Annotated in this window: 15 protein-coding genes; 2 read left to right on the top strand and 13 right to left on the bottom strand. The window is 41.1% G+C overall.

All coding sequences use genetic code 11. The annotated features are described in order from the left end of the window. Positions 1–619: 619 nt before the first annotated feature. Together GRF59_RS01230 and GRF59_RS30200 are read right to left on the bottom strand one after the other, a co-directional pair. Complete coding sequence (locus GRF59_RS01230) at positions 620–1,615, bottom strand: NmrA/HSCARG family protein (protein ID WP_237391580.1); 996 nt, start codon at positions 1,613–1,615, stop codon at positions 620–622. A 210-nt stretch (positions 1,616–1,825) separates the two neighbouring features. Beyond that, a complete protein-coding gene (locus GRF59_RS30200) occupies positions 1,826–2,188 on the bottom strand; it encodes an LLM class oxidoreductase (protein ID WP_423802916.1) in 363 nt (120 codons plus the stop codon). 660 nt (positions 2,189–2,848) lie between these two features. On the opposite strand from GRF59_RS30200, the gene GRF59_RS01220 reads away from it, so the two are divergent. Continuing rightward, positions 2,849–3,175, top strand: a complete 327-nt coding sequence (locus GRF59_RS01220) for a winged helix-turn-helix transcriptional regulator (RefSeq protein ID WP_160495856.1) — start codon at positions 2,849–2,851, stop codon at positions 3,173–3,175. A gap of 1,001 nt (positions 3,176–4,176) precedes the next feature. Here GRF59_RS01220 and GRF59_RS01215 read toward each other — a convergent pair. The 6 genes from GRF59_RS01215 to hflX all read right to left on the bottom strand — a co-directional run bounded on the left by GRF59_RS01215 (position 4,177) and on the right by hflX (position 11,008). Then, positions 4,177–4,716, bottom strand: a complete 540-nt coding sequence (locus tag GRF59_RS01215) for a hypothetical protein (protein ID WP_160495855.1) — start codon at positions 4,714–4,716, stop codon at positions 4,177–4,179. 217 nt (positions 4,717–4,933) lie between these two features. After that, the gene (locus GRF59_RS01210) at positions 4,934–6,031 is read right to left on the bottom strand and encodes a serine/threonine-protein kinase (RefSeq protein WP_160495854.1); all 1,098 of its coding nucleotides are present in this window, start codon (positions 6,029–6,031) and stop codon (positions 4,934–4,936) included. A gap of 543 nt (positions 6,032–6,574) precedes the next feature. Continuing rightward, positions 6,575–7,903, bottom strand: a complete 1,329-nt coding sequence (gene glnA, locus GRF59_RS01205; protein WP_160495853.1) for a type I glutamate--ammonia ligase — start codon at positions 7,901–7,903, stop codon at positions 6,575–6,577. 32 nt (positions 7,904–7,935) lie between these two features. After that, positions 7,936–8,349, bottom strand: coding sequence for a MerR family transcriptional regulator (locus tag GRF59_RS01200; protein ID WP_160495852.1), 414 nt, complete (start codon positions 8,347–8,349; stop codon positions 7,936–7,938). Positions 8,350–8,433: 84 nt separating this feature from the next. Further along, positions 8,434–9,687, bottom strand: a complete 1,254-nt coding sequence (locus GRF59_RS01195) for a methionine gamma-lyase family protein (RefSeq protein ID WP_160495851.1) — start codon at positions 9,685–9,687, stop codon at positions 8,434–8,436. Between the two features lie 31 nt (positions 9,688–9,718). Beyond that, positions 9,719–11,008 carry a GTPase HflX gene (gene hflX / locus GRF59_RS01190; RefSeq protein WP_160495850.1) on the bottom strand — a complete coding sequence of 430 codons (1,290 nt, stop codon included), beginning with the start codon at positions 11,006–11,008 and terminating at the stop codon, positions 9,719–9,721. 428 nt (positions 11,009–11,436) lie between these two features. Between hflX and GRF59_RS01185 the strand changes: the two genes are divergently transcribed. Next, positions 11,437–11,790 carry a hypothetical protein gene (locus GRF59_RS01185; RefSeq protein WP_160495849.1) on the top strand — a complete coding sequence of 118 codons (354 nt, stop codon included), beginning with the start codon at positions 11,437–11,439 and terminating at the stop codon, positions 11,788–11,790. Positions 11,791–11,893: 103 nt separating this feature from the next. Here GRF59_RS01185 and GRF59_RS01180 read toward each other — a convergent pair whose 3' ends face one another. From GRF59_RS01180 to GRF59_RS01160, 5 genes are all read right to left on the bottom strand, one after another. Beyond that, positions 11,894–12,097 carry a hypothetical protein gene (locus GRF59_RS01180; protein WP_160495848.1) on the bottom strand — a complete coding sequence of 68 codons (204 nt, stop codon included), beginning with the start codon at positions 12,095–12,097 and terminating at the stop codon, positions 11,894–11,896. Positions 12,098–12,184: 87 nt separating this feature from the next. Further along, complete coding sequence (locus tag GRF59_RS01175; RefSeq protein WP_160495847.1) at positions 12,185–13,117, bottom strand: AAA family ATPase; 933 nt, start codon at positions 13,115–13,117, stop codon at positions 12,185–12,187. 455 nt (positions 13,118–13,572) lie between these two features. Next, the gene (locus GRF59_RS01170; protein ID WP_160495846.1) at positions 13,573–13,746 is read right to left on the bottom strand and encodes a hypothetical protein; all 174 of its coding nucleotides are present in this window, start codon (positions 13,744–13,746) and stop codon (positions 13,573–13,575) included. Between the two features lie 77 nt (positions 13,747–13,823). Continuing rightward, the gene (locus tag GRF59_RS01165) at positions 13,824–14,483 is read right to left on the bottom strand and encodes a YdcF family protein (protein WP_237391579.1); all 660 of its coding nucleotides are present in this window, start codon (positions 14,481–14,483) and stop codon (positions 13,824–13,826) included. Then, the gene (locus GRF59_RS01160) at positions 14,480–15,037 is read right to left on the bottom strand and encodes a ribonuclease FAU-1 family protein (RefSeq protein WP_160495845.1); all 558 of its coding nucleotides are present in this window, start codon (positions 15,035–15,037) and stop codon (positions 14,480–14,482) included. Before GRF59_RS01160 ends, GRF59_RS01165 begins: the two co-directional genes overlap by 4 nt. Positions 15,038–15,097 lie beyond the last annotated feature (60 nt).

Here is a 15,097-nt window from a genome sequence, read left to right as displayed (position 1 = left end):
AGTAGCTGAATTTTCAAGTAATCTACAACTAGGTTACGAGCAAATAAATCTCACCTTAGTAGACTATTTAAAATCATGGATTGAGAACTATAAGAAAGATGTTGTACAAAAAAACACGCTGAAGTTACACAATAACAGGTTACTACTCTCATCGCCCCTAACTTCAATCGAATAATATACCCGGGAAGGCGATCGGAGTCACTCCGTATATTGAGGGTGCCGGTGAAGAACTGTTTACGCAGATTGAAGCAAAGGCATGGAGGATATGGTCGGCAAGCGTAAAAACAGCCAGTATGTAAGCCGCCGATCGCATGGCTCGGAAAAAAGAGCATTAATTGGCCATATGCTGAGGTATTGATCACGGGATATCGTAAAAAGGAGTTTGGATGGAAATGATAATGTTCAGTTGTACGATGTTTAACATTAAAGGTCTTTTTGTTTGCAACCGCAAATGATTCATTTGCATTTGTTCGAAGATGTAACATGAGTAAATAATGTGTATAGAAAATATAGTATTAGACTGTCAATACATTATTAAGTTAACGGGAAACGTTAGTTCAATAAAACCAAGAAAGCAGCCGCTCATTATGATCGGCTGCTTTTTTCATCTAACTGGCGGTTAATCTATTTTAAACTTGTCTTTATATTTTTCTGCAAATTCTTTAAACGAAATTAATTTGATATTGTAAGTCTTTAATAAATCAATATCTACATTATAACCAGCTACGTTATTCCATTGCTCACCTCGTACAGATAATGGATGAATTCCTTGCTCTAATGCTTCTTCAATACTAAGTGTTGTAATTTTAAGCTCTTTTCCTGTTACCTCCGAGATAATCTCGGCAATTTTTTTATATGAAATCGATTCGGCAGCTAACTCAATATTATGTTTATTGAATTTTTCAGGATTTGCAAAGACTGCACAAACAAAAGAAGCAAGATCTTCAACTGCAATGTGATCTATAGGTGTATCCGCAAACGTAACCGTTTTTATTTCCCCTTGTTGTAAATCAGGATACATGAACCCAGATTTTTCAGCAGTGAAATTTTCCATAATAGCTGCTGGTTTCACGATAGTCCATGTAGGAAAGCCTGCTGAACGAACAGCCTCCTCTATATCCCACTTATCTGTCCAATACTTCTCAAACCAATAACCTGTTCCCCAATCAGGGAACTCAGTATATCTGCTTGTGGCTGCAACAGAAGTGTGCACAAATTGTTCTACGCCAACTTTTTTTGCGCTTTGAATTAATGCAAAAGCCTGTTTTCTCTCTCTATCCGTTTCATTAGTATCCACTCCAGAAATCGGTACAGAGAAAACAGCATCGACATTTTTCATAGCATTCTCCAAAGAGGATGGGTCATCGAAGTTCCCTACTACAGCTTCTGCCCCTTTTTGAATAAGCGCCTGGGCTTTAGAAGAATTTATATCTCTAACTAAAATACGAACTTTAAATCCCTGTTTTAATGCTTCATTTGCAACAGCACCGCCTTGTAATCCAGTAGCGCCCGTAACTAAAATCAATTTTTGATTGTTAAGATTCATTTTAATATCACCTTTCATGGGTATAGTTTTAGTTTCGTTGTAGATTATAGAGCTCAGCAAGTTTCTCATACAATTTTAATCGCGTATCAAAGCCTTCTTGGGCAGTTGACACGATGAGTTCTTGGACACCTAGGGTATCCGCCAAAATGTCCAATTTTGCCTTCAATTCGCTCCACGTACCAATTACAACAGTAGATAAATACGATTGTGCCGCTTGATGATGCGTTTCAGAAAACTTTAACTCATGTGCCTTCAGTGGATCAAAACCGTTGAAGTGCCCTAAGCTGGTGCCCTAACGTTATGGTGTTGAAGATAAAGGTTTAGATACTTCGTTACGGCTTCACGTGCTCCAATAGAATTGAAATTGTAAGCAAACGAGTAATTAATAGCTTCAAGCGCAGCAAGTTCAGCACTATAAGAACTTGAACTTAAAATCCATAGCGGTGGAAGCCGCACCTCCCGTGGGACGGCAACTATATCCGCAAATGGATAGCTTGGATCCGTCTCGCTATGCCCTTCATATCCTTTCAACTCATGAAGTAGTTCTTGAAGATTATCTGCGTGTAAAGGCTCGAAGGATCGGCGTAAAGCAAGTGCTGTTTTGTAATCTGTTCCAGGGGCACGTCCAATCCCTAAGTCCACGCGATTAGGAAAAAAAGTCTCTAGTAATTTGAAACTTTCGGCAACTCTTAGTGGGGAATATTAGGAAGCATTACACCGCCTGATCCAACCCGTATTCGTTTTGTATGAGCTGCAATTTGACCAAGTAAAACTTCAGGAGAAGAGCCTACAATGAATTTGCATATTGTGATGCTCAGTAACCCAGTATCGTGTGTATCCCAACTCATCAGCGGTTTTCGCTAATGTAACTGAATTTAACAATGCATCCTTGTCTGTGGAACCAGCGTCTACTGGTGCCATATCTAAAATCGATAAATTCTAAAGTATTTAAATCACCTCCTTACGTTAATAATGAGTACGTCCATATTGATAAGGTACTCCTAAATGCTCCCGTAAAATTATTCCTTCGTAATCCTTATGGTACAAGTCTATTTTGGCTATAATTTAGTAATAAATTTACAATGAAACTTACTTTTCTCTGTCCATTTATCAAGATTGGCCAAATGATCAAAGTTTTATTTCCATTCCTCCATCATGAAACAAATTATTTTAAAACCACAGCAAACGTGGTACTATTACCTTATTTCTTACAAGCGATAATAACAAGTACTGTTATTTTTAATAGGTACTATGTTTTTTGATAGTAATGAGATTTTAATTGGCTATTTTAGGAGGAGAAATGTGACTAAAAATACTAAGTTTCGTACACCTGACTGTGGTTTAACAAAAGTCCAACAAATGTTAGGAGGGAAATGGAAACTATTGCTACTGTGGTATCTTTCAGAGGAGACTAGACGTTTTGGAGAGATCCGTCGATGTTTTCCGGAGATTACAGAGGCCATGTTGACAAAACAGTTGAGGGAACTAGAGCAGGATAAATTAATCCATCGTGAAGTATTCAAGGTAGTTCCGCCAAGAGTAGAGTATTCATTAACAGATTTAGGATCGAAATTTTTTCCAATTATAGAGGCAATGTATGATTGGGGTGAAGAGAATTTGAAGAATTAAACCCATTCGATAATTTCTTGATATACTTGTTTTTTGATAGTCGCTAAACACAATTAGCGTTACTATTAGGGGATTTGTTTCTCATATTATGTTATTCATTATTTATTCTAACGGGAAACGTTAGTGGAACGACAACAGCAGCGGCGAACCAAGACTTTATTTATCAAGTCTTGGTTCGCCGCTGCTTTTATTAATGGATCAATCTAAATCTTATTTTTCAAAAGCTGACGATTCTTAAATCAATGACTCCAGTCTAATACTTTATTTTACCGAACAGTAATAACGCTTACTTGGGTTGGCTTAGTAAGCAGATCATGGTTATTACTTCTGTATTAAAGCCTCGGGCATTTCAAAACCTAATTGGATTGGCTGATGCCTAAAAAATATTTTAGTTAATAAAAGCAGTGGCAGCTTTGTACTTCTCTCTCCAAAACTGCCACTGCTTTTATTATTCGGTCCTGTCTGATTCTTAATTGAAAAGCTGTTCATAGAAACAAATCAAAGCACCTTCTGAGTTTTTATTTCTTCCTCCAGTAAGTAATCCTCAAACTTTCCGAATCTCTTAGCGTTAGTAATTGAAAGTCCAAAAGCTTCTATTAGAATTTGTGGCCCATAATTTGCTGCAAAAGAATCAAAACAATTCATCCTTAAACTTCTTGGAGTGTGCTCTGTTAATGATTTAACTAATGAGCAATAAAATCGGGGCTCACGGGCTTGTCTTCATATAAACCCCTTACTCCAATGTTCCTTATAAATAAAAATGTTCTTAGTTCTTCAGATTTTATATTTGATCTTTCAACAAGATATTTCGTAATGCCTCATATTCCTGATTTGACAAAAAAACCGGAGGACGACCATATACGTATAACTTTGTTGAATCGAGATCTACATCTTTAAGTTTAATTTTTGATATTTGGCTGGTTGATAATCCATGATAAAAACATAAACTGCTTAGTAAGGCCTCTAGAGCCTTTGATTCTAAGCTTTCTTCGATAACCTTGCTATTTCTGAAGTTCCTCGAAGGACAATGCCTGTGTACGTGGAGGAAGCTCACGGATGGGAGTGTCTATTAAAGGGACGTGAGTAATAATGCTTTTCTTCCTGGCTAAATCAAACAACAGCAATAGGTTCTTAATGGCTAGTTGTCGTACCGAAAGACTTAAAGATAATAAATAGTCTTGCACGTGTCTTTCCTGTAGCATATCCCAAGAAGTTACCTCATTAGAGTTAAGTTGAATCCAATTTATCAGAAGGTTAAATCTTTGAATATCAGACAGTATGGAATTTATTTTCAAAGGTTTTAAAGCACCCATTTTAATCTGTTTCTCTCGTAAAGATAACATTTCTTCAAAATATAACTGAATCAATCTTCTAAAGGAGTCTGGAATTCTTTCGACTAGTTTTGTGATCTTTTCTAAACCGATAGTCCCTTTTGTGAAAGGCAAGAGTATTTTTTCTTCTACAAGAAAAGGAAAAAAAGAAAGGCTCCCTGCAAATTGCAGGTGAGCCTTTTTTACCGATGCCTTCGGATCGGATTGCATAACGATGCGTCCGTGTATGTTAGAATATCTTACGAAATATTATTTGGAATGTAAACAGACGAATCTCAACTGGACCAAGTGGCTTCTGCATAGTTCTAAATGATGGGTTCACTTTACTGGTGTTCCGATTTAAAATTATAGTTTCTCCGACACCTCCTACGAAGGAATCAAGAGTACTTTTATAGACTTGGCCAGTAGTTGCCGGAACCAACTATGCTCAGATGATGAGTAATGACTCAAGATCAAATTTTATGTATTTACTATAGAAATCTCTCCATACCATATATTCATCACTATTATATATAAATCTCAGATTAAGGCTGTCGTACATTTGAAGGGCATTATCAACAGGAGTCATATTACTGATTAGATCTTTAAATTCTTCACTCATGAGCTCAATTATATGACTTTCAGAAAAGAAAGCATGATCCCAGAATCTATCAAAGAAATAAGTGACCTCTTTTTTACTATACTCTCTTTCTAACAGTTCAACCAGATTGTTAAGTTGCAAAAATGGAGCTCTCATTAAATAAAGAGCTAAATCATTATATAGTCTATGAACATCCGTCAGTTTCCCAAAGTAATCCATATCCGCAGCAATAAATTCGATTAGTACTTCGAAACTTCCTAACACATACTCTGGCGAAACATAGTCATTTGTGCTGTACATATCTCTGATGACGTTCCAATTTTTGGTTTCAATAAACTGTACAATTTGAGGATGAATTAATGAATAATATTTTTCCGGGATTAGCTTCCCCAAGGTTTGAGACATAAGATATGACGCTCTTAACATGGATGAGGCAGGACTAAAGATACTGGTACCAAAATCAAGTATTTTAACTTGATCATCATTAATCATAATATTTTCAGCATGCAAGTCACCATGGTAGATCCCTTCAGCATGGGAATACTCCATGACCTTAATAATTTTTTGAGCATATTTCAATTTTTCTTTTTCATTTCTAGATCTATCCAGCCATTTTTCTAGTGTAACTCCGGGGATATACTCCATGACCGCGTAACAGTAACCATTTTGATAGTCCCCAGTAAAAACTGATACAATAGCTTCATTTTCTAGAGCAGCCAACTTTTGTACCTCTGCCTTGAAACGGTCCGGATCGGGATATTTCTGCCCTTTTCTAGGCATCCATAATTTTAATGCTACTGTCCGATTAAATAGGGTATCCAAACATTTAAAAACAACACCATTTGCGCCGTTCCCCAATTGTTCTTGAATTTGCAAATTATTAATTACAATTTGAGTTTTTTTATTCACTGTAATTATATTATTGTGAAAAGTTATATCGTGCATAAATTCCATTAGCTCCTTTTGTAGGTTAAATGTTAGACCTCATTTTATTTTTATTGTTTCTGGCTATGGTGTCAACCATAATTTAGATCATCTGGGGTGTTCCACCAGAATAACGTTTCGGTCATCACCACCGCCTACGAAAAGCCTGAACGAACAGCAGAAGATTGCCCTGCAGATCGAAATCCGCTCGTCATCTGTCAATTTGATCAGCTTGAACATCACATGAGTACAAACGATAGATGCTGTGGGTTTCGACCATCGCGTACCCGTCCACGGGATTTGATAACATTAAATTGACCTCTCTCATCACGAACATGGTCTTTAAGTTGAATCTTCTCCAGGGATATTTATGCTCACATCTCTAAGAAAATTGAAGATAAGAAAATATTAAGCAAATTTGAAAAGGAGAAATTTTCTGAAGTAAAAACCTCTGATAATTTTTGTGGGCGTTTTGCGGGCATTTAATATCCCCGCCAGCATCCTCTTCAATTCCCACAAATCAAAAAACCCCTCGCACCATTAGTGCAAGGGGTTTTTCAAATCCTAGTACAGAGTCATGTATTGATCGCGTTCCCATTGGTGAACTTGCGTCCGGTACATATCCCATTCGATTTCTTTCAATTCGTAGAAGTGGGACAATGCATGTTCGCCAAGTGCTTCGATGACCACTTCATCGCGAACCATTTCGTTGAGTGCTTCTTTCAGATCAGCAGGCAGGCTTGGAATGCCTTCTTCGATGCGCTCTTCTTCGGACATCACATAGATGTTGCGGTCGATTGGAGCTGGAAGAGCCATCTCTTTGCTGATACCGTTCAAACCGGCGCGCAGCATTACAGCCAGTGCCAGGTAAGGGTTCGCAGCTGGATCCGGGTTACGAACTTCTACGCGGGTACTAAGACCACGGGAAGCCGGGATACGGATCATCGGGCTGCGGTTGCTGCCGGACCATGCTACATAGCAAGGGGCTTCATAACCAGGAACCAGACGTTTGTAAGAATTCACGGTTGGGTTGGTGATTGCGGCAAAAGCACGTGCGTGCTTCAGAATACCCGCCATGTAATAACGCGCTACTTTGCTAAGGCCAAGTTCATCAGACTCATCATAGAATGCATTTTCGTTGCCTTTGAACAGCGATTGGTGACAGTGCATACCAGAGCCGTTCACGCCGAAGAGCGGTTTAGGCATAAAGGTTGCATGGAGGCCATGCTGACGGGCAATGGTTTTAACAACCAATTTAAAGGTTTGGATTTGATCCGCCGCTTTAATAGCATCTTCATATTTAAAGTCAATTTCATGCTGACCAGGAGCCACTTCGTGGTGGGAAGCTTCGATTTCAAAGCCCATTTCTTCCAGGGTAAGCACGATTTCACGACGACAGTTTTCGCCGAGATCTGTTGGCGCAAGGTCAAAGTATCCGCCTTGGTCATTCAGTTCCATCGTTGGGTTGCCTTTTTCATCGGTTTTGAACAAGAAGAATTCCGGTTCCGGACCGACGTTCATGGAAGTGTATCCCATAGCTTCGGCTTCCTTCAGGTTGCGTTTCAAAATACCGCGCGGATCTCCGTCGAATGGAGTGCCGTCCGGCATGTAAACATCACAGATCAGACGTGCAACACGGTCTTCGGTTACCCAAGGGAAAATAACCCATGTATCGAGGTCCGGATACAGATACATATCGGATTCTTCAATACGAACATAACCCTCGATGGAAGAACCATCGAACATCATTTTATTGTCAACTGCTTTTTTCAATTGGCTTACTGGAATTTCTACATTTTTAATTGTTCCCAGCAAATCCGTAAATTGAAGGCGGATGAAACGTACATTCTCTTCCTCGGCAATGCGCAGAATATCTTCTTTAGTATAGCTCACAAGAACCTCTCCCTTTCCATTATTGAATCATATTATTTTTTATTAAAAAACCGGGATAATTCACCTTGGATCAGTGATACCTGCCCCGGTCTCTTACCTGAAACGAGCTGCTGCTTCAGCAAGCGGTGCAATTGGGATTCTGACATTTCTTTTCGTTTCACTTCCGTGTCCGGAGTAATTACGGTCGCTTCCTCGGATTCCTTGGATACCGGGTTCATCACCTGTTTAATACCAGCGATATTAACACCCTTCTCAATCAAAGACTTAATCTCCAGCAATCTTTCAACGTCATTGAAAGAGAATAATCGTTGATTGCCCGAGGTGCGCGCAGGAACAATCAGGCTATGCTGCTCATAGTACCGGATTTGTCTGGCTGACAAATCGGTCAGTTTCATAACAATACCAATCGGGAATAATGCCATGTTTCTGCGAATATCATCACCCATGACTCATCTCTACCTTCCAGTAAACTTTTCTCACTCATATTGTACATTTCCTGATCTTATGCGTCAATAACATGTCAGATAAACTTACAATAATTTTTGTTCTTTCATCGTTTGCAGAGCTAACATGACTCCAAATTTGACATGAGAGTATGTCAAGCCGCCTTGCATGTACCCGATGAAAGGTTCCCGGATCGGTGCGTCAGCAGATAATTCGAGACTTCCGCCTTGGATGAAGGTGCCCGCAGCCATGATCACTGGATGCTCATAACCAGGCATGTCCCACGGTTCGGGGACCACATGGCTGTCGACTGCAGCCGCACGCTGGATGCCTTGCACAAATGCAATCAAATGCTCCGCGCTAGTGAACGAAATCGCTTGAATCAGATCGGTTCGCGTTTCATTCCATGCCGGCTTGGTGACGAACCCAGCTTGTTCAAACATGGCCGCCGCAAAAATACTTCCCTTTAAAGCTTGTCCAACCAACGTCGGTGCCATGAACAAACCTTGATAAATTCCACGAGTCGTGCCAAGCATGGCCCCCACTTCACTGCCGATGCCAGGCGCTGTCAGGCGGTATGCGCAGAGATCCACGTAGTTCTGCTTCCCGCAGATGTATCCTCCTGTTTCGGCGATGCCTCCGCCCGGATTTTTAATGAGCGAACCTGCAATTAGATCCGCTCCAACCTGCGTTGGCTCCAGCACCTCGGTAAATTCCCCATAACAGTTATCTACGAAAACAATCACGTCAGGTTTGATTTCTTTAACCCTCTTCACCATTTCACCAATTTCATTCACCGTAAAGGAGGAACGCCAGTCGTAACCGCGTGAGCGCTGAATTCCAATCACTTTCGTTGATTCTTGAATTCCGCTACGGACTGCATCCCAATCGATTCCACCGTCCTCCGTTAATGCGGCTTCTCGATATGTAATGCCAAAATCCTGAAGCGATCCGGTCCCATCCCCTTTTTTTCCGATGACCTTATGCAGCGTATCGTAAGGGCGCCCCGTGATATAAAATAGCTCGTCTCCAGGTCTGAGCACGCCAAAAAGTGCTGTAGAAATGGTATGCGTACCCGAAGCAAAATGCGGGCGTACCAGAGCGGCTTCCGCTCCAAATACGTCCGCATATACCAAATCCAGCACCTCTCTGCCACGGTCATTATAAGCATAACCTGTAGAGCCGGCAAAATGGAAATCACTAACCTTATGATGTTGAAATGCTTCAATAACCTTCCATTGGTTCTGATCGATAATACGGTCCAGCTTGCGAAATTGTCCCTCGATCCGCTCTTCAGCGGTTTCCATCCATTGTTCCAGCTCATCTGTAAATTTTATCATGTCTCCGAATTTCTCCTCCAAGTCATTGCATTCAATCTTTTACAAGATACGGATGAAGCTTATATCCCCATTTCTCGTAATCAGGCTTGTGAACCTGTACTTTATAGATCATATCATTTTCTTCGGCCTGCTGCCCAACCACATCTCCTACACGGTATAGCACAGACATGGCGTTGCCGTCTTCCGGCGGTATTCGAAACGTCAGAATCCCCCCGGATAAACGGTTTTGGATTTCATGCATTAACCTCTGCAAATCCTCTGAATTCAAGGCACTGATTTTCAAATATCCCGGCCCGGAAGGCAACATTTCAAGCTGCTCCTTCGTACAGATATCGGTCTTGTTAAAAAGAATCAGCTGCGGTTTATCCGCAGCTCCCAATTCTTCCAGAATGGAGTCTACGACAACCATTTGTTCGTCCCGCATCGGTGAAGAAGCATCCACCACATGCACAATCAAATCTGCCTCATTGGCTTCCTCGAGGGTAGCGCGAAAGGCAGCAATGAGATCATGCGGCAGGTTTTGAATGAATCCAACCGTATCCGTTAAAATAACCTCGCTGCCCCCTGGCAGCTCCAAAATACGTGAAGTTGGATCCAGCGTTGCAAACAGCTGGTTTTCAATATATACCTCAGCACGGGTAAGCTGTTTGAGCAGTGTGGATTTACCGGCATTGGTGTATCCGACGAGAGCAATTTGGATCACACCGCTTTTTTGCCTCCGTCCACGGTACAATTTACGGTGTTTAGTCACAGCTTCAAGCTGCCTTTTCAGTTCTCCAATCCGTCCACGGATATGACGTCTGTCCGTTTCCAGCTTGCTCTCGCCCGGTCCACGGGTTCCGATGCCCCCGCCGAGGCGCGACAGATTTTTGCCATGTCCCGACAAGCGCGGTAACAGATAAGACAACTGAGCCAGCTCAACCTGTATAATACCTTCTCGCGTCTTGGCGCGTTGGGCGAATATATCCAGGATCAGCTGCGTTCGGTCAATAATTTTGACATCCAGGCTTTGTTCCAAATTGCGGACTTGGGCTCCGGACAAATCGTGGTCAAATATAGCTGTGTTCGCTTGGAGGGTATCAATCGAGATTCTTAGTTCCTCAACCTTTCCCTTCCCAATCAGCCAGCGAGCATCAGGAACATCCCTGTTCTGACTAATCACATCCATCACTTCGACGCCTGCTGTTTCAGCCAAGCTGACCAGCTCCTGAAGGGAATGCTCCGGGTTGATTCCTGACCGTTTAACTTCATCCGTTACCAGACTAACCAAAACAGCGCGATCGAGAATTTGTGTATTTGTATCATGAATGGTATGTGCCAATAATGAGTGCCCCTTCTCCATTACCCTTCAGTGCTCGTACCCGGCATTGCTGAAGGCATGTTAGGTTTCGTTTTTTATATCAGATGTTTTTTTAATTTTATTATCGCCCTCGGTAACCAAACGTAGTCTCTTTCCTTGGCAATCAGCTCCGATATCTCATTTAATATTACCTTATTTATAAAGGCTCTTGTAATCATTCTTTTGAATCCGCTAAATAAGTTTCATATCGCTTTTCTCATGGAGTACTAAGGATAAACTTTACTTAATGGAAACTAATAAAAGCATTTCATACATGTTCTTGGCGCCTAACAGAATTAAAAAATTAAATATATATGCATTAAATCTTTATTTTGATACAATAGTTAAAATATTACTTTTTTACAATTTTTATCTTATTCATGCATCATAAAATGAAAGGAGGTGAAAAAATGAAAAAAGTTATCCTGATCTTATTAATAGCGTGCTTCTCTTTCTCTACCAGCGCATTTGCTGCCTATACTGCAACATCATCTGATTTAACAGTTAGCCAATCAGCTCAACATAAATTGAGTGTTGGACTATGGAGTACTACAAATGAAACGGTTGAATTGTCGCTTTATTCCAAAGGACCCGCCGGTCAACTTAGTAAAGTCTTCTCAACTACTGTAAATATTGGGCCTACCACTCCAAGTCCTGTCGAGTTATCAGTAGGTTATATCGGTTCAGGAACATATGTCCTTAAAGGCGAATTCCAAGGATCTTATGGTAGTTTAGGACCTGTTAGTTTGTATCGAGTCTATTAAGATGAAAACGGCCAAACGTATTATTTCAATCGTTTGGCTGTTTTAGTTATGAACTAAAATAGCCATTGCTTTTTAGACATAAGTGTCCATCTACATCGATTATTCATTTTTTCTGTCTAGCACTAACTACTCTCGGTATCTTTGCCTCGTAAATAGATAATACATCTGAAATCAATTTTTCACTCGGAATATCATTATCCCTCAGAGTTGCATATATCAAATTCAAGAAAGTCTTTGCATCTTGTTCTGTTAGATTTTTAATAGATTCAAAAATGGTATCCTTTGAGTGATGATCCTTCATCTCCATAACGAATCCTCCTTCTTTAGTTTGTCGATGCTCCTCATGGAATGAGTGAAGCCCCTCTTAAGGATAACTCCTTTTGAGGGGCTTTTTCTATGATATTGCACTTTCTTGGTTCATGTCTCTTTCTTTCTCAGTGTCAATAAAATCTCTAGGAAGAATACACATCAAATCCTGTCTCGATAACTTCACATGTTTACTCATCAATCTAACAGCTTGATGGCGAACGGACTTTTCAATCATATTCCGTACAAACCTGGCGTTGCTAAAATGGAGTTCATTGATTTTCTCATCGAGTATGATGTCTCTTAGTTTTCGGCTTGACTCAGCCGTTAAAATATAGTCCCGCTCTTTAGCCATTTTGTTGGCAATTTGAATTAATTCATCAATGGTGTAATCCTGAAAATCGATTTTGATGGGAAACCGAGATGGGAGTCCTGTATTTGTCTCGAGAAAAGTATCCATTTCATTAGGGTAACCAGCTAAAATAATGATCAAATCATCGCTCTTGTCTTCCATGACTTTCACAAGGCAATCGATCGCTTCCTTGCCAAAATCTTTTTCGCCGCCGCGAGCAAGACTGTAGGCTTCATCGATAAAAAGAATGCCTCCGATCGCCTTTTTAACCAGATCCCTGGTTTTCTGTGCGGTATGTCCGATATATTCGCCAACCAGATCCGCACGTTCCACTTCAATCAGGTGTCCTTTTGTAAGCATGCCCATTTGTTTTAGTAATTTGGCTACGATTCTAGCTACTGATGTCTTACCCGTCCCGGGGTTACCCTTGAATAACATATGATACGACTGATGACCTGACTTAAGCCCAATTTCCTGTCTCAATTTTTCCACTTGTAAAAAGGCATAAATTTCGTATATCAGATCCTTCACTTTTTCAAGCCCAACCATGTCATTCAGTTCTTGAAAGATATAACTGATCGATTCCAGTTGTTCGAGGTGAGCCGTATTTTCCTTGACTGGTTCACTCGATATCATTTTCTCTTCCTGATTTTTGAATGTAATATTCATTCTGGAGTCATTAATTGTTATTTGTCTTAGGTTCCCATCCAAATCAATCACCTCGCAGCAACATTGTATCCAATGGCTAAGCACGAACATGAAATAAATCTGACAGATCGTCACTGGTGCCGAACTTTATCAAAGAGCAAAGTAACTAATGATATGCCCAAAAGAATACAATCACCCCTCAGAAATCCGAAAAAGTGTGAGGGGTAATTTACTTGAGTCTGAGACCGTCCAGAATGGCTCATATTCGATTTTAACATCACAAGACAGTAGATTATGTCTCCTGAATGGCAATCTCGCTTAAAACCTGTTTTGAATAGGTAACTAAATCCATACGATCTTTAGTTTTCGTTTTAGCGAATTTTTTTTACTTTGTAAAGAGCATATACTTGGGGAAAATCCATTATCCAGTTTTGAGGAGAAGGCTTAGCTGGGCATAAATTTCAAATCCAAATTCCTTAATGCTCTCCAGGCTGCCGAGCTTTTTCAGCTCTTTTTCGAATTCCTGATGCAACATGTGCTGGAACCGAGCTGCTGAGTACAGGAGGCCCCTGGTTGCGCAGAATCACATTGATTGTTCTGGAAAGCCCGCCTTCCGGCTGGCCGTTCGCGGCCGCAACACGCCCGTTCATGCAACCATCACCTCATATCCACGCAAGATGTATTCTCTATTCAATGTATTCTACTTGAGGTGTGGTTATTAGCAGTTTCAAGGCTTTTTCCAGCCAAGCCAAAGCAGAAGTTCATCGACTTTCCATTTGGAGTAGGCCAGTACCTCTCTGGGCTTGTGATATTTCATCTGAAGCGTACGCGATTCCGTCAAACCGAGCTTAAGATCCGCATAGTTCAAATAATTTGCAATGTCTCTTGAGCGCATGCCATGATATTGATGCGTGATGATCACCGCACTAGCGTAGCCGCGCTCTTGCATGATTTTCTGGCTGTATAATAAATTCTCATAGGTGCTGCGAGCCTTATTTTCCAATATGATGGAAGACTCAGGAACCCCATGGGCTACCAGATAGTTCCTCATGCCTTCCGCTTCTGTATACTTGTATTCCGGCTTGTCCAATCCGCCGCTTACAATCATCATGGCAAACTTCTTTTCCTGATACAGCTTCAGTGCTTCGTCCAGCCGTTCCTTGAGACCCGGGCTTGGCGAATCCCCCCACATGGAAGCACCCAGAACAATACCGACATCGCTGGTGCCTTGCAGACTGGAGCTTTGAGCACTCTCCATCTTCCACCACACAGTTCCGGACCACAGCAGTCCGAGAATGACCAAGACAACAAAGCAATAAAACGTGATCTTCATCGGGGAGCGCTTCTTTCTAGACACGAGCACTGGCCCCTGTTCAGACATCGTCATGATTTCCTCCTGAACTCTCCATTCTCAAACAGCCGTTTTCGATGATCTAAGGACATCACAAAATAGGGAAACTTATGCGCCTTAATGTCATGCAGAACTTCCCGTGCTGTAGTCGTCGAAAGCATGTAGTCATCATGTGTGATGACACCTCGGTTTAAGGCTTCCTCCAGTTCATCCTCATCCAACAGGAAGACTTCTCCATTCCGAAGTACGACAATATCCAAATATAGATCGTCAAACCAAGGAACTCCCTGCTCGGTTACGCCTTGCGTCTTGCAGGTGTCTATGTACCATTGAACGATTTCCTGACGTTCATCGAACATAGCCGTAACGATATAATGGCTGTTTTTCGGAAAATACTGCAGCCATGAGTAGCCCTTATCGGCAATTCGATACGTATGTGTCCCGTAATGTTTCCATAGAGGTTCCTTCAAATTGTATATCGTGTAGAGCGTTATGTACCCGGTAAAAGCTTCACTTTCGACATAACGGCAGGCAAATCGCCGGCGGGAAATCCGGCGCCAATTCGCTCGATCTCCAAATTTTCGTTTCATGGAAATTTCCCTCTCCAATATGTTAGCTTCAGCTTATCACATTTATGAAACACACTCAAA

Source organism: Paenibacillus dendrobii (genome assembly GCF_009807035.1).
Classification (GTDB): Bacteria; Bacillota; Bacilli; order Paenibacillales; family Paenibacillaceae; genus Paenibacillus_AQ; species Paenibacillus_AQ dendrobii.
Note: the sequence above shows the minus strand (reverse complement) of the source record. Positions and strands in the feature narration are given on the sequence as shown.

What these genes read in the sequence shown, in the direction of transcription:
- GRF59_RS01180 (WP_160495848.1), bottom strand. Translation starts at nt 12,097, where the DNA reads ATGGAGATGAAGGATCATCACTCAAAGGATACCATTTTTGAATCTATT.
- GRF59_RS01195 (WP_160495851.1), bottom strand. Translation starts at nt 9,687, where the DNA reads ATGATAAAATTTACAGATGAGCTGGAACAATGGATGGAAACCGCTGAA.
- GRF59_RS01160 (WP_160495845.1), bottom strand. Translation starts at nt 15,037, where the DNA reads ATGAAACGAAAATTTGGAGATCGAGCGAATTGGCGCCGGATTTCCCGC.
- GRF59_RS01230 (WP_237391580.1), bottom strand. Translation starts at nt 1,615, where the DNA reads ATGAGAAACTTGCTGAGCTCTATAATCTACAACGAAACTAAAACTATA.
- GRF59_RS01215 (WP_160495855.1), bottom strand. Translation starts at nt 4,716, where the DNA reads ATGCAATCCGATCCGAAGGCATCGGTAAAAAAGGCTCACCTGCAATTT.
- GRF59_RS01170 (WP_160495846.1), bottom strand. Translation starts at nt 13,746, where the DNA reads ATGAACGGGCGTGTTGCGGCCGCGAACGGCCAGCCGGAAGGCGGGCTT.
- GRF59_RS01210 (WP_160495854.1), bottom strand. Translation starts at nt 6,031, where the DNA reads ATGCACGATATAACTTTTCACAATAATATAATTACAGTGAATAAAAAA.
- GRF59_RS01185 (WP_160495849.1), top strand. Translation starts at nt 11,437, where the DNA reads ATGAAAAAAGTTATCCTGATCTTATTAATAGCGTGCTTCTCTTTCTCT.
- GRF59_RS01165 (WP_237391579.1), bottom strand. Translation starts at nt 14,483, where the DNA reads ATGACGATGTCTGAACAGGGGCCAGTGCTCGTGTCTAGAAAGAAGCGC.
- GRF59_RS01200 (WP_160495852.1), bottom strand. Translation starts at nt 8,349, where the DNA reads ATGGGTGATGATATTCGCAGAAACATGGCATTATTCCCGATTGGTATT.
- GRF59_RS01175 (WP_160495847.1), bottom strand. Translation starts at nt 13,117, where the DNA reads ATGAATATTACATTCAAAAATCAGGAAGAGAAAATGATATCGAGTGAA.